The sequence below is a fragment of the Sphingomonas sp. NIC1 genome (assembly GCF_001638925.1).
Taxonomy (GTDB): Bacteria; Pseudomonadota; Alphaproteobacteria; order Sphingomonadales; family Sphingomonadaceae; genus Sphingomonas; species Sphingomonas aquatilis.
Map to the genome: position 1 here is coordinate 2838229 of NZ_CP015521.1, position 19663 is coordinate 2857891.

General features: G+C 66.7%; 15 protein-coding genes, 1 tRNA gene and 1 pseudogene. 10 read left to right on the forward strand and 7 right to left on the reverse strand.

Annotated features, from left to right (window positions below):
• Positions 1 to 5: 5 nt before the first annotated feature.
• The 6 genes from A7E77_RS13425 to A7E77_RS13445 all read right to left on the reverse strand — a co-directional run bounded on the left by A7E77_RS13425 (position 6) and on the right by A7E77_RS13445 (position 6598).
• A complete protein-coding gene (locus A7E77_RS13425) occupies positions 6 to 2246 on the reverse strand; it encodes a glycosyl hydrolase 108 family protein (protein WP_078462301.1) in 2241 nt (746 codons plus the stop codon).
• Between the two features lie 379 nt (positions 2247 to 2625).
• On the reverse strand, positions 2626 to 2985 hold the full coding sequence (locus A7E77_RS18060) for a hypothetical protein (RefSeq protein WP_192929981.1): 360 nt from the start codon (positions 2983 to 2985) through the stop codon (positions 2626 to 2628).
• A gap of 80 nt (positions 2986 to 3065) precedes the next feature.
• Positions 3066 to 3218 (reverse strand): hypothetical protein, encoded by a 153-nt coding sequence (locus tag A7E77_RS18065; protein ID WP_192929982.1) that lies wholly within the window; start codon positions 3216 to 3218, stop codon positions 3066 to 3068.
• Between the two features lie 345 nt (positions 3219 to 3563).
• A complete protein-coding gene (locus A7E77_RS13430) occupies positions 3564 to 4262 on the reverse strand; it encodes a hypothetical protein (protein ID WP_151895487.1) in 699 nt (232 codons plus the stop codon).
• Between the two features lie 280 nt (positions 4263 to 4542).
• Positions 4543 to 4905 carry a MarR family transcriptional regulator gene (locus tag A7E77_RS13440; protein ID WP_063688653.1) on the reverse strand — a complete coding sequence of 121 codons (363 nt, stop codon included), beginning with the start codon at positions 4903 to 4905 and terminating at the stop codon, positions 4543 to 4545.
• A 115-nt stretch (positions 4906 to 5020) separates the two neighbouring features.
• On the reverse strand, positions 5021 to 6598 hold the full coding sequence (locus tag A7E77_RS13445) for a recombinase family protein (RefSeq protein WP_078462302.1): 1578 nt from the start codon (positions 6596 to 6598) through the stop codon (positions 5021 to 5023).
• Between the two features lie 66 nt (positions 6599 to 6664).
• Here A7E77_RS13445 and A7E77_RS13450 point away from each other — a divergent pair.
• From A7E77_RS13450 to A7E77_RS13465, 4 genes and pseudogenes are all read left to right on the forward strand, one after another.
• Positions 6665 to 7540: pseudogene (locus A7E77_RS13450) on the forward strand (YifB family Mg chelatase-like AAA ATPase); the annotation flags it as partial.
• Between the two features lie 75 nt (positions 7541 to 7615).
• Positions 7616 to 7700 (forward strand) — tRNA-Leu (locus tag A7E77_RS13455).
• Between the two features lie 411 nt (positions 7701 to 8111).
• Positions 8112 to 10205: a methyl-accepting chemotaxis protein gene (locus A7E77_RS13460; protein WP_226341746.1), complete on the forward strand. Its 2094-nt coding sequence runs from the start codon at positions 8112 to 8114 to the stop codon at positions 10203 to 10205.
• 175 nt (positions 10206 to 10380) lie between these two features.
• Positions 10381 to 11688, forward strand: coding sequence for an outer membrane beta-barrel protein (locus tag A7E77_RS13465; protein WP_063688661.1), 1308 nt, complete (start codon positions 10381 to 10383; stop codon positions 11686 to 11688).
• A 79-nt stretch (positions 11689 to 11767) separates the two neighbouring features.
• On the opposite strand, the gene A7E77_RS13470 is transcribed toward A7E77_RS13465, so the two are convergent.
• On the reverse strand, positions 11768 to 13933 hold the full coding sequence (locus tag A7E77_RS13470) for a TonB-dependent receptor (protein ID WP_063688663.1): 2166 nt from the start codon (positions 13931 to 13933) through the stop codon (positions 11768 to 11770).
• Positions 13934 to 14429: 496 nt separating this feature from the next.
• Between A7E77_RS13470 and pyrH the strand changes: the two genes are divergently transcribed.
• The 6 genes from pyrH to A7E77_RS13500 all read left to right on the forward strand — a co-directional run bounded on the left by pyrH (position 14430) and on the right by A7E77_RS13500 (position 19658).
• Complete coding sequence (pyrH, locus tag A7E77_RS13475; protein WP_063688666.1) at positions 14430 to 15161, forward strand: UMP kinase; 732 nt, start codon at positions 14430 to 14432, stop codon at positions 15159 to 15161.
• A gap of 3 nt (positions 15162 to 15164) precedes the next feature.
• Positions 15165 to 15722, forward strand: a complete 558-nt coding sequence (frr, locus tag A7E77_RS13480) for a ribosome recycling factor (protein ID WP_017978416.1) — start codon at positions 15165 to 15167, stop codon at positions 15720 to 15722.
• Positions 15723 to 15864: 142 nt separating this feature from the next.
• The gene (gene uppS / locus A7E77_RS13485; RefSeq protein WP_063689978.1) at positions 15865 to 16533 is read left to right on the forward strand and encodes a polyprenyl diphosphate synthase; all 669 of its coding nucleotides are present in this window, start codon (positions 15865 to 15867) and stop codon (positions 16531 to 16533) included.
• A complete protein-coding gene (locus A7E77_RS13490; protein ID WP_063688669.1) occupies positions 16530 to 17327 on the forward strand; it encodes a phosphatidate cytidylyltransferase in 798 nt (265 codons plus the stop codon). Before uppS ends, A7E77_RS13490 begins: the two co-directional genes overlap by 4 nt.
• Complete coding sequence (locus A7E77_RS13495; protein WP_063688672.1) at positions 17324 to 18511, forward strand: 1-deoxy-D-xylulose-5-phosphate reductoisomerase; 1188 nt, start codon at positions 17324 to 17326, stop codon at positions 18509 to 18511. Before A7E77_RS13490 ends, A7E77_RS13495 begins: the two co-directional genes overlap by 4 nt.
• Positions 18512 to 18524: 13 nt before the next feature.
• Positions 18525 to 19658 carry a M50 family metallopeptidase gene (locus A7E77_RS13500; RefSeq protein WP_063689974.1) on the forward strand — a complete coding sequence of 378 codons (1134 nt, stop codon included), beginning with the start codon at positions 18525 to 18527 and terminating at the stop codon, positions 19656 to 19658.
• Positions 19659 to 19663: the final 5 nt, after the last annotated feature.

The following is a 19663-nucleotide window of genomic DNA, read 5'->3' on the forward strand; positions in this document are numbered from 1 at the left end:
TCCTTTTAGCGGCGCGGTGCCGCTCGATTAGTTACGTAAGGGCGCACCTTCGCCTTGATCTGATCGACCAGCTCCCTGCGAAGGTTTCCGATGTCGCCTTTGTCGATGGCGGCGCGTAGGAGCGTCCGCTTCGCTTTGGCGAACTCCAGGCTAATGATTGCGCGCTGTTGCTCGACGTTCAGCGCCCTCCCGTCTGGGCCGCGATAGCCGCCGCGAACTAGGCGGAGCAGTTCCGCTTCGCCGTCGTCCAGGGCGTCTGTGGCTCGGGTGAACGCAGGGTTGTTCTTGCGAACCTCCTCCACACCGTTTGCTTCCGAGGTGACTGCTCCCAGTACCGCACGGCGGACCCGAGGGTTCATCGTCGCTGCTTGGTCGCTGAAGAGACGCAAGGCTTCTGCTGGGGAGCGACTGCCGGAGTAGACCGGCCCCATCAGGCTCGCGACGATCCCTTGAGCTTGCTGCTCCTCGGCCCGGTCGCGCGCTCGATCAGCCGCGTTGGCAGCTCGTTCGGCGCGCTGTTCATCGCGGTCGGCATCTGCACGGATGACGTTGAGCAGCGAGACCGCGTCCTCGGGACGGATAGCCCCGGTGCGGGTTGCTTCCCGGATTTCCGAAGGGGTTGTAGCCTGCCCCAAACCCGAGAGGCGCAGCATGAAGCTCGCGTGAGCGTCATCCTGCTTCTCTCGCCGCTCCCGTGTCCATTCCTGCCGAACCTCACGGCCGAGCTGGTCACGGTATTCCATGAGGCGGGTTCGCTCCTCCGGCCGCAGGGCAAGCCCTCCGGTCAGCAAGGGTGCGAAGGATGCCCCAGGGGTCGCACGGGCCTCCTCGACAGGGTCCAGGGGCTCGGGGTCAAGGGCGAACGTGGGGTCGTTGATGACGTTGTCTGACCCGGAACCGCCGGGACCAATGCCAAGGTAGGTTCCCAGGCGTCCCACGCGGTTCATCCAGCCTTCCAGGAACCGCGCCTTGTCGGGCTTGGTCGCAATCTGCTGGAGGCGGTCCCGGTAGGCGTTGAGGGCTCCCACGGGATCGTCGCGGTGCTTGGTCGCCAGCTCCCGCCCGAAGGCCTTGGAGTTGATGAACCCGGCATCAAAGGCGATGGCTGCAACGGCGGGATTGGCGTCGTTGTATGCGGGCTGCCAGTAGCGTTCCCGTGCGATGGCCGAGGCCTGTCCAAAGGTAAGGTTGGCCACGTCAACGCCTGGGTTGTGGCGCGCGGTGATGCCGAACTTCGTCGTCCCGCCTCCGTCGCCATTGTCGACCACGGTTGCGCCTCCCTCCAGGGTGTTCAGGACGAAGCCGATAACTTCGTCCCGGCTGCGCTTGCGGGCGGTGGTCGCCGGGGCGGCGGGAGCGGCTGCGCCGGGAAGGGCAGCCGGAGCGGTGATGCTGGCGGTCTCCCCCAGGAGCTGGTTCAGGATGCGGACGCTGTCCGCGTAGCGGCCGTTCGCCTTCAGCTGCTCCGACTTGGCCTGAAACGTGTTCAGGATCGTGCCGCGTAGCTCGTCGTCGGTGACGATAGGGGGAAGAACCGTGCGAAGCGCGTCAATGTCGACTGCGCCCGTGTCCAGCTGCGAGCCCAGGAGGTTACCCGCGTTGGTGAGGGCCTCGCCCTTGAAACGCTCGTCAATGCGGGCGTGGGCGGCAGCCGTAAGGCGCTGGCGATTGTCCCCCATTGCAGCCGCAAGCCACCGCTGGGCCTCGGGGGTGGTCAGGCTGTCTCGGAGCTTGCCGGTTTCCGGGTCGAGCGCGTAGCCCTGAAGGAACTGGTCGATGTGCTGATCCACCTCCCGGCGGCGGGCGGTAAGGTCCGCGCTGGTCTGGTGTTCGATGATGCCTGCCAGCTCTTGTCCATACTGCTCGACGGCGGAGGGGAACCCGGTCTGTTCGCGGCCCAGCTCGACCGCGCGGCGGTAGGCGGTCGACCGCTGCTCCAGGTCGTGGTCGACGTGCCCGGTCGCCTGATCGACTGCACCGCGCCCAGCATTGGCCTCTTCGGCCTTCGCAAAGCGGTTGTCCGCGTATTGCTGGAACGACCCAGCGGCTTGCCGAACGACCCCAAGGGTCCGCATCAGCTCTTCCGCGCCGCCCACGTCGCCACGGCTGGCGCTGCCCATCCGGGCGAACGTCTGAAGCTCCGGCGCGCGGGTGTCGCGTCGATCCGGTAGGACACCAGCGCGGCGGTCTGCCGGGCGGTTTTGGCGAGTTTGTCGGGGCGCTAGATCGGCAAGATTGCCGCTCATCGGTTCAGACCCCAGCCTCGCTGCGTGGGATGGCTGACGAACCTGTAGAGGTCTTCGGCGTCCATGTACCGACGGCGGAGGGCGAGATGGGCAAAGCGGCCACGCTGGCGCGGGTCCGCCAACCGCCGCGCATGATGCGCGTAGGGGAAGGTAGGCATAGGAGAGCTTTCGCTAGGAGTGGATGTGGCGGAGGTAGGTCTCCGTCAGCAGGCGCTTTGTTCGCGCGCGGGCCCGCCGCTTTGCGTCTAGGCAGCGGCGGCAGGCGTATGAGCGCCCGTCAGCCTTCGAGCGATCCACCTCGAAGCGCTGCATGGGCAGCGCGGCGGAGCATTGAAAACACCACTTGTGCCCAGGTGGGACCGGGGCAGGAATAGTGCGCCTAGGCATGCTCGGCGGCGCGAGAATTTAGACGGGCGTACCGCTCTCGCTTGCGGCGCGCGCGGGCCGTGCCGTCACATTTGCGACAGTTCAGCTTCAGGCCGTCGGCGCGGTAGCGGTCCACCGTGAACGATGCGATGGGGAGAGGCGACTGGCAGCCCCAGCAGTATCGTTCACCGTCTGCTACGGGCACCGGAGGTTGCTTGCGTGGCCGACCCACGCCTAGGCGCTCGACCTCGGCACGTAACGGCGCGAGCGAAGCACCATCAGCAGCAATGCTGTGTGGCGTTGACCAGCTGTCCAAGCCGAACTCGCGCTTGAACTCCTCCCAGGCGTTACCCTGGGGGTCTATGGTGTTCATCTAGGTTCCCTGAAGATGCCTTCAGGGTGAACCTGAAGTGTAGGTTTGGCGCAAAGCCGCGAACGGCGGCGCGCGCGGGTTCAGGCCTTTGGCGGCAGCGGGGCGTCGACGTAGTCGACTTGCGTCAGACCATTGCCCAGGTCGATCACGCGTTCGACCTTTTCACGGTCAGGTGATGGCGTCCCGCCTGGAAAGCGCGAGTTGTCGTAGACGTGTGTCGGGATGTCAGTCATTTTCATTCCTTGAGCGTACTTCGCCTCTGTTGATGCCGTAGGGCTCCAGATGCGCTCTGGAGTGAATGGGGCGGCGGCGCGTGGTGGGGGTGTCGGGTTCCGGTTCGACCTCGCGGTCGAGCGGGGGTTCGGCAGGGAGCCGCGAGCTGGACGTAAAGGCTTCCGAGGGAAGCCGTTTGACCGGCTCCCCCATGTCGACTTGCACTGTGCCGTCTCGCAGCACCGTCTCCGTGTGCCGATGGCGTTCGGCAAACCGTGCGGAGTTGTCAGCGTAGGGGTCGGGTCCCGCAACGATAGGCTGCTTTGCCCGGCTCACCCACCCACGGGAGCGGGAGTAGAACGCCATTACCGGATGGTGTCACGGTTCCGATTGATGGCCTTGGCCCTCTCATCAATCCGTGCATCGCGATCCAGCTCGTCGGCGCGCGTACGCGCTTCGCGCTCGATTGCCGCCAGTTCGTTGAGGTTGTGGCGTTTGGCGCGCTCGCGTTCCCCGGCAAGGCGGAGGCGCTCGGCGCTTTCACGTTCCAGTTGGGACCGCTTATGCCGCAAGGCCTGAAGGTGTTCTGCGCGGCCCTGACGGGTTTCCAGTGCAAATCGATAGATGGGGACCGCAATCGGCTGCCCATCGTCATCAGTCGCGTGGCTGTACCCTGTGACCTCTTCCATCTCGGCATGGGTGCGGGCCATCTCTTGATCGATGTCGTAGGCCTCCCGCGCAATGCAGAAGTATTCCCGCTCATACTCGTTTGCAGAGGGGCCTAGGCCTCCCTTCATGCGAAGATTCAGAGAGTGCTGACGAAGTTCGTCCATCACGAGGCCAGGCATCATCTCGATGTGCCTTGCGACAGGTATGGTGGTCAGTTTCTCCGTTACACGCGCCTTCATATCCGGCGAAAGCATGTCGAACGAGGGCTGGGCAGTAATCTTGACGCTGTCGTCGGCAACGACTGGGCTAGGTGACGACTGTGGGTCGAATGACGCGAGTTCTTCGACCGTCGGCACGGCGACGGCAGCGAAGGTAGGCGAGTGGTTTTCGGACATTGACGTTCTTTCGGTGGTTACGCCCGCTGGGCGCGATGATGCTGGGCGTGGCCAGCGGCGGACCATCGGCCTTGCGGAGCGCGACGGGCTTCTGCTGACTGGGCAGCAAAACAGAATGGAGGCGATGCACCCCGCCGGGCTCCGCTGGGCAGCGGGGTGCATCGCGAGGGACCTCGACCCGCTACGTCGGCGGGGAGTTCACCTCTTGGGCGAGTGAGGGAGACGCCAAGGTCCTGAAGGTGGACCTATACGGTTTCCTCTCTCCAAGGGTGGGTGATAATTAGGAGGAACCCGAAGTGCCGAGATGCTGGAGCATGGCGTCCAACACTTCCGCGCCTTTCGGAGTGAGCCGCAGCCACTTCACCCGCAGGTCGTCTTCACACCGCTCCTGCCGCAGCCAACCCAGGTTGCGGACGCCTCGGCGCTGCTCGAAGAAGATGCCATAGGTCGTATGAACGGCACCGCCAGGGGTGCCCTCAAGGGTGTCACGCAGTTGCGTGAAGGTGATCGGGCTGCCCTTGCGGTCTCCGAGGGCTGCCAAGGCAAAGACTGCCAGCTGGGCCACTGACAGGCGCACGGGCGTCTCGCGGGTGACGTAGGCCAGCGCATGGGTCCAGGCGGTGAGGTGGCGTAGGTCAGTCACTGGCGAGCCTCGCGGGGCAGGAGCTGAAGGAGTACCCTAAGGTATAACCCACCCCCGAGGATGGGTGATAATTGCGGTTGGCGGCGGGGCAGGCGGTAAAGGCCCGCCCCGCACGTCAATCGACCCAGGCGTATCGCAGTTCTGTCTCGCCCCCCTGCCGCCATTGGAACCGGAGGAAGCCCGCTCCGAAGTCGATAATAACCCCCGTAAACAGGACCTTCAGGGTAGCGTTTACCGCGTTGAGGTCGAGACCGTCCTCCGCATCTATCAGGTCTTGAAGGTTGCCCAGGCGGGTCTCGATCAGACCTCGATCTGCCATGGTCCGCCTTAACTCCAGCTCTTCCAGCTCGCCTCGCATTGTCCGTAGCTCGGCTTGAACTCGGGCCATCTCGCGAACTGTCGCTTGCAGCGGTCTGTGCTTGAGGGCCTTCGCGAGGTTCTCCAAATGATCCTCGGTGCCCCAGATTGCGCCCTCCAAGTTTTTGCGCTCGTCGTCCAGGTGCTGCTCGCCGTTTGCGGCGGGCACCTCCGCAACCAAGGTTACCCACTGGCGAAGAAAGGCTTCCTGCACCTGCTCGACGGATACAGACACGTATCGACAACCGGCCTTCGCCTTTGCCGCACTACACACCAGTTTCGGCATCCCAGCCTTACCTGGAGCCCCCTTGTTCACCCGCGCCATTGTGGAGCCGCAGGCAGGGCAGCGGGCCAAACCGGCGAGTACATGCGCTACGCTCCTACCGGCGTTGCGGCCACGCGGCGCAGGCGCGCTGCCATCCTTCAAGGCTCGCACCGCGAGCCAGTCTGCTTCAGAGATGACGGGGGGGAAGGCCCCGGTCACCGGTTCTTCGTGCACCCGAACGCGCTGCCCGTCCATGTAACGGATGTGCCCAGGCACTAGGGTGCCGATCACGGCCGGGTTCCGCAAAACCTTGGACACAGTAGATCGGTGCCAGCGTTTCCCCCGACCGAGCATAGAAACGCGTTCCAGGTTAAACGTCGATGCGATGCCATGTTCGCCAAGACCCTCCAGCGTCATCGCGTAGATACGCCGCACAGTCGCAGCCTTGGGCTCGTCTATGGTCCAGCTCTCGCAATCGCTAGGGATCAGCCAAGACGGCCCTCGGCGCGTCAGACGTTCGGCGGGATTGGCGCGAACCCGCTGCCGCTTGGCATCCCACGCAGCCGCCACCCGCCTTCCCTTGGTCTTGCTCTCTTCATGCGCCCTCCAGGAGACCATGAGAGCGATCAGGAGAGCCGTAGGATCGTTGTCCAGGCGCTCGGCGGTGTAATGTTGGTCGTCAGAGAGGGTGACGATGGTCACCCCGTTGTCGACGATGTCGTCAATCAGCCGTTGCGCCTTGCGGGGAGCCATGCGGCTTATTCTGTCCAGGCTCTCGACCAGCAAGAACGAGCCATCCTCTATCAAACCGCGTCGGCAGGCCTCCAGGAAGCGGCTCAAGCCCCCGTCCAGGGCGTTTCCGCCTCGATATGCGGAAACACCTTCGTCCACGATGTTGAGGCTAAGGTCCAATTGGTAGCCGTGGCGCGCTGCCCAACGTTCGGCGGCGTCGGCTTGCCGACGACTGCTATCGCCCTTGCTTTGCTCTGGCGTTGACCAGCGCGAGTAACTGTAGACTTTCGGCTGCCGGGCCGGTGCTTCGGAGGCCGGAGCAATTGGTTGGTGATACATCGCAGGGTCCTTCGGGTTTCCATCTGTCGATGGTGGGGGCTAATTGCGGTCCCCGAGGTCCTCTAAGTGTTGATGGTCGGGCCACCGGGTGCGGGCAAATCGCTGATGGCGTCGTGCCTGCCCGGCATCCTGCCGCCGCTCGACGCCGCCGAGGCGCTGGAGGTGTCGATGGTCCAGTCCGTCGCGGGGACGCTGGCGGGCGGGCGGCTGACGCGCAACCGGCCGTTCCGCAGCCCGCACCACAGCGCGTCGATGGCGGCGCTGACCGGCGGCGGGCTGAAGGTGAAGCCGGGCGAGGTGAGCCTCGCGCATCTCGGCGTGCTGTTCCTCGACGAACTGCCGGAGTTCCAGCGTGCGGTGCTCGATTCGCTGCGCCAGCCATTGGAGGCGGGGGTGGTCAGCGTTGCGCGGGCCAATGCGCACGTCACCTTTCCGGCGCGGGTGCAGCTGGTCGCGGCAATGAACCCGTGCCGGTGCGGCCATCTGGGCGACGCCAGCCTCGCCTGCGCCCGTGCGCCCAAATGCGCGGCGGATTACCAGGCGAAGGTGTCGGGCCCGCTGCTCGACCGCATCGATCTGCATGTCGAGGTGGCCGCGGTCAGCGCCGCCGAACTCGTCCTGCCGCCGCCCGAAGAAGGATCGGCCGAGGTCGCCGCGCGCGTCGCCGCCGCCCGTGCGATCCAGAGCGCGCGCTATGCGGGGGAGGCGCCGCGGACGAACGCCGAGGCGGACGGCACATTGCTGGACGCGGTCGCAACGCCTGACGACGCGGGCCGCCGCCTGCTCGCCCAGGCCGCCGAAGCGACGCGCATGTCGGCGCGTGGCTACACCCGCGTGCTGCGCGTCGCGCGGACCATCGCCGACCTGGCCGGCGCGGACGACGTAGGGCGCGTCCATGTTGCCGAGGCGTTGAGCTATCGACGACGCGCGCCGACGGCCTGATGCGCTTTCTTGCTGCGGTGAGCCGCGATGCCCTTGCGGTGCGCGGCATGACCCGCTAGGCGCCCTGTCTTCGCTGCCCCTGTGGCGAAATTGGTAGACGCATTCGACTCAAAATCGAACGCCGCAAGGCATGCTGGTTCGAGTCCGGCCAGGGGCACCACCGCTTCCCAATCCCCTAAGTATCGTAACGGCTTAGGCGGATTCGGGGTCTGGCTTCCGGCCGCGGTTAGACACTCTTCATTTTAGAAGCACGGCAATCGCGGTGCCCGCTGGGCACCGTTCGCGCATGCGGCTGCGTGCCCTGTGCGCGCGGTTCGTGTCGTGTCGGATGACGCTTTTTGCGGTTGCTTCAGCGTGACGGATGGCCCGCGCGCTTTGGATGCGACGTCGCGTTTGAACACCAGCGCGCGTCCTCTGCCGGTGACGGCGAACGTCAGCGCGACGGCGTCGCGCCCGATCCGATGTCCATTCTGAACATGATGAACCAAAAATTATACAATCGGAACCTAATCCGTCGCCAACGAAGCAAGACATGGCGGGAAATATGCGAGCGTTACGATCTTTGGCGACGATGATCAGCATTCGGGGCGCCATTGCGGTTGCCGTCTTCGTCTGCCTGGGATCGGCGACGACGGGTGTGCTGATCGACCGGGCGGCTCGGGAGCGCGCGTCGGAGACCGGTCTGATCGTGGCGAAGCAGATCGCATCCAGCGCGGAAGGCGAATTCGAACGTCCCATCGGGCTGGTCCATTCGGCGCTGGTCGCGATGCAGTCGCTGCGCCAGCAAGGGGTGGTGGATCGCAACGCGCATATCGAATTGCTGCGGTCGGAGGTGCGTGGCAACCCGCAGATCTTCGGCATGTCGACCGGCTGGGAACCCGGCGCGTTCGACAATCGCGATGCGGCCTTTGTCGACAGCAAGGCATCGGACAAGACGGGCCGATTCCTGCCCTATCTGTATCGGGCGGGCGACCGCGTGTCGCTGGAGCCGCTGAAGGATTACGCCAAGGAAGGGCCGGGCGACTATTATCTGATGCCGATGCGCGCGCGGCACACTGTGCTGATCGAGCCCTATATCTACGCGGTCGAAGGCCATGACGTGCTGATGACGACGATCGCGGAACCGATCATGGAGCAGGGCAAGCCGATCGGGATCGTGACCGCCGACATCGCGCTGAGCGCGTTGCGCGATCGGCTGGACAAGGTGGTCGTCCCGTTCGGCGGGACGGCGACCGTTGTCACCGACAAGGGCACCTTCGTCTACAATCGCAATGCGGCGCTGCTCGGCAAGCCCGCGCCGGCCAGCATGGGCAGCATCGGCCGGACGTCGGACCCGGCGCTGGGCGACGTGCTGCGCATCGAGACGCCGATCCACTTCAAGGGCATCAAGGGCGCGTGGTTCGTCCGCGTCGACCTGCCGATGAGCGCGGTGATGGCGGATGCGCGCCAGGCGGAACTGACGCTGCTGATTGCGGCGATCGCGATCATCGGCGGACTGATCATCGTGCTGCGGCGGACCGCGAACCGGATCGTCGGCGCACCGCTGGATGCCATCGCGGGCGAGATGAACGAACTGGCCAACGGCAATCTGGAGGAGCCGCCGGTCCGCGCCATCGTGTCGTCCGAAATCGATCGGATGGCCAAGGCGGTGGCGGTGTTCCGGGCGAACGCCATCGCGCAACGCCGGTCGGAACAGGATCAGGCGTTCGTCGTGTCCACATTGGGCGCCCATCTGAAGAAGGTCGCGGCGGGCGATCTCACCGCGCAGATCGATCAGCCGTTCAACGGCGACTACGATCGGGTGCGCGTCGACTTCAACGCCGCCATCGACAAGCTCGGCACGACGCTGTCCGCGGTCGCGAGCAATGCGGTGGAGGTGCGGACGGGCTCGGGCGAGATCAGCACCGCCTCGGACGACCTGTCGCGCCGGACGGAGCAGCAGGCCGCTAGCCTTGAGGAAACCGCGGCGGCGATGGACGAAATTACCTCGCAGGTCCGCACCACCGCGGCGGCGGCGCGTGAGACCAACAGCGTCGTCGAGGCGGCCCGCGCGGACGTGACGCTGAGCGATACGGTCGTCGGGCGGGCGGTGATCGCGATGAGCGATATCGAGAAATCGTCCGACGAGATCGCCGAGATCATCAGCGTGATCGACGGCATCGCGTTCCAAACCAACCTGCTGGCGCTGAATGCCGGGGTGGAAGCCGCCCGTGCGGGCGAGGCCGGCAAGGGGTTCGCGGTTGTGGCGAGCGAGGTGCGTGCGCTGGCCCAGCGATCGGCGGATGCGGCGGGCGACGTCAAGGCGCGGATCACCACGAGCACGGCGCAGGTCGGCACCGGCGTGGATGCGGTCGGCGAGATGCGCAAGGTGCTCGATCGCCTGACCGGGCGGATCATCGAGATCAGCCGTCTGGCCAGCGAGATCGCCACGGCGGCCGAGCAGCAGGCGATGGGTCTGTCGCAGATCAATATCGCGGTGAGCGAGATGGACGCCACGACGCAGCAGAATGCCGCGATGGTGGAGGAAGCGACCGCCGCCGCGCGCAGCCTGGCCGGGCAGGCCGATGAACTGGGCGAGCTGATCGCGCACTTCCGCTTGGCCCATGGCGGCTATGCGGCGGCAGGGGCCGCGCGCGCCTCGGTTCCGTTGCGTCTCGCCAGCTGAACCGCTGCCTGGGGCGGCGGAGGTCCTGCCGGGCCTCCGCTTCCTATCATCCGATCCGACGACCACGGCAGCCGGCACGGCGGCCGGTTGCGCCCCCACCGCGCCGTCTTTGGCGACGCGAGGATGCCCGCGCGCCGGCGCGCCATCCGGCTGCCCCTGCCTTGTGAAACGAGCGATGAAGACGATCCATTTCCTCAGCCTGTGCGCCAGCACGGCGTTGATCGCGCCGACGCCGGCGCTCGCGCAAGCTGCCGACGGCGTCGGCGCGCCGCAAACGTCGCAACCGCTGGCGCGGGTGCCGGATGCCGATCCGGTGGCGCCCGACGCACCGGCGGACACGGTGTCGTCGCGCGAGCATCCCGCGATCACCTATGCGTTGCAGGTCGAAGGAAGCATCGCGGTCAATCCCGCCAATCCCGCGACCGGCGTGAACTTCGGACAGGAGTTCGCCGACCGCGCGAACCGCCCCTTGCTCAATCAGGTGCTGGGGACGATCGCGCGCCCGGTCGCGGGTGGCCCGCGGGTGGACGTGGGCTTCAACCTGCAGGGGCTGTTCGGGACCGACGCGCGCTATTCGCCGACCATCGGCCTGTTCGATCGGACGTTCACCGGCCGCTATCAGTTCATCCTGACGCAGGCCAATGTCGTGGTCCACACGCCGGTGCTGACGCCGGGCGGCGTCGATTTCAAGCTGGGGCTGTCGCCGGGGCTCATGGGATATGAAGGGCTCGATCCCTCGACGCGCCCGTTCTACACCTTGTCCTACGTCACCAATTACCTACTGGCGTTCCAGACGGTGGGGGCGATCGCGACGGTGCATGTCAGCCCGCAGCTGGACGTCATCGCCGGCATCGATGCGGGGAACGAGGTGGTTCCCGGCAGGTCGGACAACAACGGCGCCGCAGCGGGCTATCTGGGGGTCAGCCTGAGCCACCTGGCCGGCGATCGCCTAACGGTTTTGGCGATGACGCGCTTCGGACCGGAAAATTCGCGGCTGGCCCTGCCCAATGCGAACCGGGCGATGCGCTGGTGGAACGACGTCACGGCGACCTACAAGATCGACTACCGCACGACGGTGGCGGGGGAGGCGAATTACCTGCGCGACGACGGGCTGAATGCGGAAGCCTATGGCGCGACGGCCTATGTCCTGCACGCGATCAACCCGCAATGGTCGGCCAACCTCCGCGTCGATGCGCTGCGCGATCCACAGGGCGCGTTCGTCGTCACCTATGGGTCCGACACCGCGTTCGCCGACGCGATCCGTGGCGTGCCGGCGCTGATCTACACCGCGCCGCCGACGACCTATGGCGCGGTGACCGCCGGCGTCTCGTACCGTCCCGCGGCGCTCAACAGCCGCCGGGTCGCGGTGACGGTTCGACCGGAGATCCGCTACGATCGCTCCCTGAACGGGACGCGCCCCTATGATGGCGGGACCCGGCGCGGTCAGTGGCTTGCCAGTGCGGATTTGATCGTCGGCTTCTGACGCCTGCGACGCGGCGACGCGGGCGTCGTCGGTGCGCGCGTCGCCGGATGCCCGCTGCCAGGTCCGTCAGGCGACACGCTCACCAGTTGCGGCGATAGCCGATCGTCAGCGTGGCGCCGTTGGCGGGCACGCGGCTGCTGTTGAGGTTGCTGCGCAGCAGCTGGCTGTAGACCGGGAAATATTGGGTGTTGAAGAGGTTCTCGATCCCCGCCGTGACCGTGTCCCGGTCGGTTGGGCGCCAGCGGCTGGTCAGGTCGAACACCGCATATTGGTCGACCTTGCGCCGGCCGAAGCTCTGCACGCCGTTCAGCCGATAGTCGCGGTCGCCCGACAATAGACCCTGAAATCGGATGTCGAGCCGGTCGATGGGTGTGACCTCGACATAGGCGGTGACCTTGAGCGGGGGGATGCGATAGCCGGTCATCGGGCGTGACGCGGCGGCGGTGGCGGGGCGTTCGCGGCCGCGGATCCAGGTTGCGGTCGCGCCGGCCCGGACGCGGTCGATCGGGTCGCCGACGTCGAGCGATCCCTCGATACCGCGGATGCGCTCGGCGGTGCGCACCAGGATCAGGCCGTTGTTGAGGCTTTGCACGTCGCCCAGTTCGGACGTGGTGCGGAATGCGGACGCGGTCATGCGCGCGCGACCGAACCGGCCGCGCCAGCCGACCTCATAGCTGTCGATGCGGACCGGCTGCAGGTCGGAATTGCGGATGTTGAAGCCGAGGTTGGCGTTGCGCAATTGCAGCCCGATATCGGGCAATTGGAAGCCTTGCGAAAAGGTCGCGAAAAAATCCTGACTCGCGACCGGGGTCACCGTCGCGCTGCCGTTGAAGGTCCAGGCGCCATAGGAAATGGTGCCGCCGGGGATCGTGCCCGGCCGCGCCGCACGCGATTGCGAGAGCGGGACGAAGGCATCGAAGCGGGCGCGGGCACGGTCGTAGCGGGCGCCCCCTTCCACCGCGAGCCAGTCGGCGAACCGGTGCTGCGCCTGGACGAAGCCGCCATAGGTCAGCGTCGTCAATTTCGGCATGTAGAGGAGCGTCGCGATCCGGTTGAACACCAGACCCCGGCTCGCATCATACGCGACGGGGTCGAACACATCGAGCGGCATGTCGCTCTGTTCGTGCGTGAGATCGCCGCCCCAGGTGAGCGAGCTCCGCTCCCCAAGCGGCGTTTCGATCGTCAGCCGGCCGCCGAAGACCCGGCTGTTCTGCGTCACCTGATCGACGTTGCGCCCACGCGTCGCGATGCCGCGCGCATCGAATGGCGTGTAGCGTGAGAAGAAGTCGCGGTAATAGCCGAGCGCGGTCAGCCGGCTGCCGAGGACGTCGCGCGCGGCGAGGTTGGCCGTCAGCACCGTGCTGTAGAGCTGGTTCTGGTTGGCGAGCTGGATCCCGCGCAGGGGGCGGGCGGCGGCGGTGCCGGCGGGCAGGCGGTCGACCGCCGGGTCGGATACGAAATCGGTATGCTGATCGGCGCGATAATGGCTCGCGGACAGCTGGACATAGGCTCCGCCGAGGCGCAGCCCGGCCTTGCCGCCGACGTTCCACACGTTGCTGTCGAACAGGTCGCCCTGGCTGGGTTCGGGCGCGCGGCGGTTGCCGTTGCCATCGAACCCGCCGCCGATCCGCTGATAGCCGCCGTTGACGATGAAGTCGAAGCTGCCCGCCGAGCCCGAGACGAATTGCTGCACCCGGCCCCCCAGACTGGCCGTGGTCAGGTTGGAGAGCGATCCGGTGCCCGCCAGCACCGTTTCCGCCCGGAGTGGCCCGCCGGCAGGGCGGGTGTTGATCGAGATGATGCCCCCTGTCGCGCCGCTGCCGTACATAGCGCTGCTGCCGCGCAGCACCTGCACCTGCGCGATGTCGGAGGGTTCGAGGCCGATGAGGCCGCGGGCGCTGTCGCGGTTCGTGTTGTACGGCACGCCATCGACCAGGATCAGCGCGCCGCGGCCGCGCAGCGTCTGGCCGAAATCGGTGATCGTGCGACTGGAATCGGCGAGGCCCGGCACGGTCTTGGCAAGGATGGTCGCCAGCGTGTCGGACGCCGATCGGGCGAGTTCGATCTGGCGCTGATCGATCGTGGTCACCTGATGGCCCGACGCGACGATATCGCTGCGCGACCGCTGTGCAGTGACTACGATGTCGTCGACATTGGCCTCGTCCTGTCGAGGCGGAGCGGTTTGAGCGTTCGCGGCCGTCGTTCCCAACAGCGCGCCCACGATGGTCAGATACAGATATTTCATTACCGCCCCCAATTGACTACGATTCGCAATAGCAACATCGGGAGGTGAGTCAAATATGGACTGGAGGGGCGGCCGCTCGGGTGCCGAAGCGCAGCCTCGTTCAGGGGTTGAGGGGTTTGCTACGGCATATCGACACGAAGAATGACGCTCCTATCGCGAGCGGCGGCGCCGGCGTCGTAAGCGACGCGGTGCGCGGCGCGGGGGTTTCGGCGGAGGACGACGCGGCGATTCGCGCGCGGCCTCCGACGCGCGCCGGAAACGGCGCCACATCGCCTTCAGCCAATGGGTCAGCCTGTCCATGGCTCCGGCGATACGCGAGCAGAGCCTGAAATCTGCTGAACCCCTTCGTCAACGCAGGTTCAGCCTTGGCACCATCCGTCGGTCCGAACCGTGCCTCTGCACCATTTCCTCACGCGGGGGCCGCGCGGCGACGGTTGCTCCGGCGCGGATGTGCGCCTAAGGTCCGGCCGCTTTCTCCCCCATGCGATAGGACCCCATGAGCCCCGCGCCGCGCTACAAACGCATCTTGTTGAAATTGTCCGGCGAAGTGCTGATGGGGGAGGGCGGTGGCCTGTCGATCGACCCCACCGTCACCGCGCGCGTTGCCGAGGAAATCGCGGACGTGAAGGCGCAGGGCTATGAGCTGTGCATCGTCGTCGGCGGCGGCAACATCTTCCGCGGCATTTCCGGTGCGGCGCGCGGCATGGAACGCGCGACGGGCGATTATATGGGCATGCTCGCGACCGTCATGAACGCGCTCGCGGTGCAGAATGCGCTGGAACAGATCGGCGTCGAGACGCGCGTGCAGTCGGCGATCCCGATGTCGTCGGTGTGCGAACCCTTCATCCGCCGCCGCGCGATGCGACACCTCGAAAAGGGGCGGATCGTGATCTTCGCCGCCGGCGTCGGATCGCCCTTCTTCACCACCGATTCGGGCGCGGCGTTGCGCGCAGCCGAAATGAATTGCGACGCGCTGTTCAAGGGCACCAGCGTCGATGGCGTCTATAACGCCGACCCCAAGAAGGATATGAGCGCCACGCGGTTCGCAACCGTCAGTTACGACACGGTGCTCGCCCAGAATCTCAAGGTCATGGATGCCAGCGCCGTCGCGCTGTGCCGTGATTCGAACATCCCGATCGTCGTTTTCAACATCCGCGAACACGGCAATTTCGCCGCGGTGCTGCGCGGTGAGGGCGTCTCGACGGTCGTGCAGAAGGAAGTGGAGTAACCCATGGCTGCCTATGACAAGTCCGATCTCGAGCGCCGCATGGCGGGTGCCGTCGAAGCGCTGAAGCACGACCTGGCCGGTCTGCGTACCGGCCGTGCGTCTACCGCGCTGCTCGATCCCGTCACCGTAGAGGTCTATGGCAGCCACATGCCGTTGACGCAGGTCGCGACCGTCTCCGTGCCGGAGCCGCGCATGATCTCGGTTCAGGTGTGGGACAAGTCGAACGTCGGGCCGGTGGAAAAGGCGATCCGCTCGGCGGGCCTGGGCCTCAACCCGATCAACGACGGCCAGACGCTGCGCCTGCCGATCCCGGACCTCACCGAAGAGCGCCGCAAGGAACTCGCCAAGCTCGCCGGCAAGTACGCCGAGGGCGCGCGCATCGCGGTGCGCAACGTCCGCCGCGATGGCATGGACAACCTCAAGACCGACGAGAAGAAGGGCGTGTTCAGCGAGGACGAGCGCAAGCGCCACGAAACCGAGGTGCAGAAGCTGACCGACGCGACGATCGCCGATGTCGATGCGGCGGCGGCGGCGAAGGAAAAGGAAATTTTGGGTAAGTGATGGGTAAACAGCGCCAGCTGTTTAGCTCATGCCGGGGGCATGAGCGGCCCGGCACTCCTTCGGGAGTGTTCGCGTGAGCAGCGCACCCCTCCTCTCGGCGGTTCCGAATACCGGCCTCGTGCCGCGCCATGTTGCGATCATCATGGATGGCAACGGCCGCTGGGCGAAGGCCCGCCACCTGCCGCGCGTCGCCGGGCACAAGGCGGGGGTGGAGGCGGTGCGCCGCGTCACCCGCGCCGCGCGCGCGATGGGTATCGAGGCGCTGACGCTCTATGCGTTCAGCTCGGAAAACTGGCGCCGGCCCAAGGAAGAGGTGGGCGCGCTGATGGGCCTGCTGCGGCTGTTCATCCGCAGCGACCTCGCCGAGCTGGTCGAAGAGAATGTCCGGCTGCGCATCATCGGCGACTATCGCCGGTTCGCGCCCGATCTCGTCGCGCTGGTCGACGATGCGGTCGCCAAGACCGCTGGCAACACCGGCCCGGTGCTGGTGATCGCCCTCAATTACGGATCGCAGGCCGAACTGGTTGCGGCGGCGCAGACGCTGGCGGCGCGTGCGGCGGCGGGAGAGATCGACCCTGCATCGATTACGCCCGAGCATATCGAGGCGGAGTTGCAGACCGCGGACCTGCCGCCGCTCGACCTCGTCATCCGATCGTCGGGCGAGCAACGGCTGTCGAATTTCCTGTTATGGCAGGCGGCCTATGCCGAGCTGCTGTTCGTCGAGACCCTGTGGCCCGATTTCAACGGCGACACGTTGGCCGATGCGGTGACCGCATTCGGGCAGCGCCAGCGGCGTTACGGCGGCCTGTGAGCGACGCCGCCCCGGGCAAGCGCCCGTCGGACCTGGCTGTGCGCGCAGTAACCGGCGTCGGCATGATCGCCGTCGCGCTGGTCGCGCTGGCGTTCGGCGGCTTTGCGCTCTGGCTGCTCGCTGCGGTGATCGGCGTGTTCATGATGGCCGAATGGAGCGAGTTGAACGGCGCGCCGCCGCAGACCAAGCGGCTGGGCCAATATGTCCTGTTCGTGCCGCTGGCGATCATGTGCCCGATCGCAGCCGGTCCCAATTTCTTCGCGCTCGGGCTGTTGGCCGGTGCCTTCTTCTTCCTCGGCATCGTCACGCGGCGGCCGGCGTTGGCGCTCGGCGTCCTCTATTGCGGACTGCCGATCTATGCGCTGCTGCTGATCCGGCATGAGCCCGACGGCCTGCGCAACGCCTTGTGGGCGCTGAGCCTCGTCTGGGCGACCGATATCGGCGCCTATTTCGCCGGACGGACGATCGGCGGGCCGAAGCTGGCGCCCGCGATCAGCCCCAACAAGACCTGGGCCGGGCTGATCGGTGGGATCGTCGCGGCGACCGTGCTCGCGCTCGTGATGAGCCGCGTGTACCTGCTGCCGGTGCGCTTCGTGGCGGCGACGCCGGTGCTCGCGATCCTGGCGCAGGCGGGCGACCTGTATGAAAGCCATCTGAAGCGCCGTGCCGGGGTGAAGGATTCGGGCAGCGTCATTCCGGGCCATGGCGGCGTGCTCGACCGGCTGGATGGTGTGGTGCCGGTGCTGCCGATCGCGGCACTGCTCGTCGTGGTGCCGCTGGGATTTCCTGCATGAAGACCGTCACCATCTTGGGCGCCACCGGATCGGTGGGCACGTCGACGCTCGATCTGGTCGAGCGTGAGCCGGACCGGTTCCGCGTCCGCGCGCTGACCGCCAATTGCGATGTCGCCAACCTTGCCGCCGCGGCGATCCGCACGAAGGCGGAGATTGCCGTCGTCGCCGACGAAAGCTGCCTGCCCGATCTGCGCGCGGCGCTGGCGGGCACGGGCACGCAAGCCGCGGGCGGGCGGCAGGCAATCTGCGACGCTGCGGCGGGCGCGGACTGGACGATGGGGGCGATCGTCGGCTGTGCGGGCCTGGAGCCGGTGATGGCGGCGATCGCGCACGGCGGCACCGTCGTGATCGCCAACAAGGAGCCGTTGGTGTCGGCGGGCGAGGTGATCCTGGCCGCCGCTGCGGCGTCCGGCGCGACGCTGCTGCCGGCGGACAGCGAGCATAATGCGATCCACCAATGTTTCGATTTCGCGCGGCCCGAGCGGGTGCGGCGGATCATCCTGACCGCCAGCGGCGGGCCGTTCCGCGATTGGTCGCTGGAGAGGATGGCGGACGTCACCGTCGAACAGGCGGTCGCGCATCCCAATTGGTCGATGGGCGCGAAGATCAGCGTCGACAGCGCGACGATGATGAACAAGGGCCTCGAGCTGATCGAGGCGGCGCGACTGTTCCCGGTCGACAACGACCGGATCGAGGTGGTGATGCACCGGCAGTCGGTGATCCATTCGATGGTCGATTATGTCGACGGATCGATGCTGGCGCAGCTGGGCCCCAGCGACATGCGCGTGCCGATCGCGCATACGCTCGCCTGGCCCGACCGGATGGCGACGCCGATGGAGCCGCTAGACCTCGTGAAGATCGGCCGGCTCGATTTCGAGGCGTGCGATCCGGTGCGCTTTCCCGCGCTGGCGCTGGCGCGCGCGGCGCTGGAGGCGGGCGGCGCGCGTCCGGCGATCCTCAACGCGGCGAACGAAGTGGCGGTCGCTGCCTTTCTGGCGCGACGGATCGGCTTCCTCGAAATTGCCGCAATCGTCGCCGATACGCTGGAGCGTTACGACCCGCAGGCGCCCGCCACGGTGGAATCGGTCCTGGCGGTCGATGCCGAGGCACGGCGGATAGCGGACGAGCAGGTTCGGGGCCGAAGCACGGGCCGGACTGGGGGGCGTGTAGAGGTTCACGCGTGAAGGATTGCGCAGCTTGATCCAGTCCCCCGGTATCCTGATGGCGGTCCTCGCCTTTCTGTGCGCCATCGGGCCGCTCGTGTTCATTCATGAGATGGGCCATTATCTCGCCGGCCGCGTCTTCGGCGTGAAGGCGGAGGCATTTTCGATCGGCTTCGGGCGCGAGATCGCGGGCTTCACCGATTCCCGGGGCACGCGCTGGAAATTCGGCTGGCTGCCGCTGGGCGGCTACGTCCGCTTCGCCGGCGACATGAACCCCGCAAGCCAGCCCGATGCGGCATGGCTGTCGCTGCCCGCCGACGAGCGGATGCGGACCTTCCAGGCCAAGCCCTTGTGGCAGCGCGCGATCATCGTCGCGGCGGGGCCGGCGGTGAACCTGATCCTGGCGGTGCTGATCCTCGCCGGCTTCGCCTATAGCTATGGCGTCGATCGCACCCCCGCCGTCGTCGGCGCGGTGGTGGAGGGCGGCGCGGCGGAGAAGGCGGGCCTTCGCGCGGGCGACCGGATCGTCGCGCTCGACGGCCGCGGGGTCGACACCTTCTCCGACCTCGCACGCTATGCGCTGATCCGGCCGGGCCAGCAGGTCACGGTGACAGTGGCGCGCGCCGGCCGCGATATCGAGACGCCGCTGACGATCGGCACCGTCCATCAGCGCGACCGGTTCGGCAATGAATATCGCATCGGCCGGCTGGGCTTGCAGAGCGGCGATCCCGTGCTTGCCCCCGTCAGACTTGCCGAGGCGCCGATCGCCGGTGTGCGGATGACGGGCGAGATCATCGGCGGCACGCTGGAAACGATCGGCCAGATCATTAGCGGTCGCCGCTCGATCGACGAACTGGGCGGCCCGATCCGCATCGCCAAAATCTCCGGCGAGCAGATGGCGCTGGGCGTTTCGGCCTTCGTCTGGCTGGTCGCGATGCTCTCCATCAATCTGGGGTTCATCAACCTGCTGCCAGTGCCGATGCTGGATGGCGGACACCTCTTCTTCTACGCGATCGAAGCGGTGCGGCGTCGTCCCCTCGAACCTCAGGTACAGGAATGGGCATTTCGCGGCGGATTGGCTGCGGTATTGGCGTTGATGCTGATCGTCACGTTCAACGATTTGGGCGCGGTTGGTCTGTGGCAGCGGTTGGCCGGGTTGATCGGCTGACCGGG

Coding starts and splice junctions, on each gene's coding strand:
- A7E77_RS13425 (WP_078462301.1), bottom strand. CDS start 2,246: ATGAGCGGCAATCTTGCCGATCTAGCGCCCCGACAAACTCGCCAAAAC.
- A7E77_RS18060 (WP_192929981.1), bottom strand. CDS start 2,985: ATGAACACCATAGACCCCCAGGGTAACGCCTGGGAGGAGTTCAAGCGC.
- A7E77_RS18065 (WP_192929982.1), bottom strand. CDS start 3,218: ATGACTGACATCCCGACACACGTCTACGACAACTCGCGCTTTCCAGGC.
- A7E77_RS13430 (WP_151895487.1), bottom strand. CDS start 4,262: ATGTCCGAAAACCACTCGCCTACCTTCGCTGCCGTCGCCGTGCCGACG.
- A7E77_RS13445 (WP_078462302.1), bottom strand. CDS start 6,598: ATGTATCACCAACCAATTGCTCCGGCCTCCGAAGCACCGGCCCGGCAG.
- A7E77_RS13460 (WP_226341746.1), top strand. CDS start 8,112: ATGATCAGCATTCGGGGCGCCATTGCGGTTGCCGTCTTCGTCTGCCTG.
- A7E77_RS13465 (WP_063688661.1), top strand. CDS start 10,381: ATGAAGACGATCCATTTCCTCAGCCTGTGCGCCAGCACGGCGTTGATC.
- A7E77_RS13470 (WP_063688663.1), bottom strand. CDS start 13,933: ATGAAATATCTGTATCTGACCATCGTGGGCGCGCTGTTGGGAACGACG.
- pyrH (WP_063688666.1), top strand. CDS start 14,430: ATGAGCCCCGCGCCGCGCTACAAACGCATCTTGTTGAAATTGTCCGGC.
- frr (WP_017978416.1), top strand. CDS start 15,165: ATGGCTGCCTATGACAAGTCCGATCTCGAGCGCCGCATGGCGGGTGCC.
- uppS (WP_063689978.1), top strand. CDS start 15,865: ATGGATGGCAACGGCCGCTGGGCGAAGGCCCGCCACCTGCCGCGCGTC.
- A7E77_RS13495 (WP_063688672.1), top strand. CDS start 17,324: ATGAAGACCGTCACCATCTTGGGCGCCACCGGATCGGTGGGCACGTCG.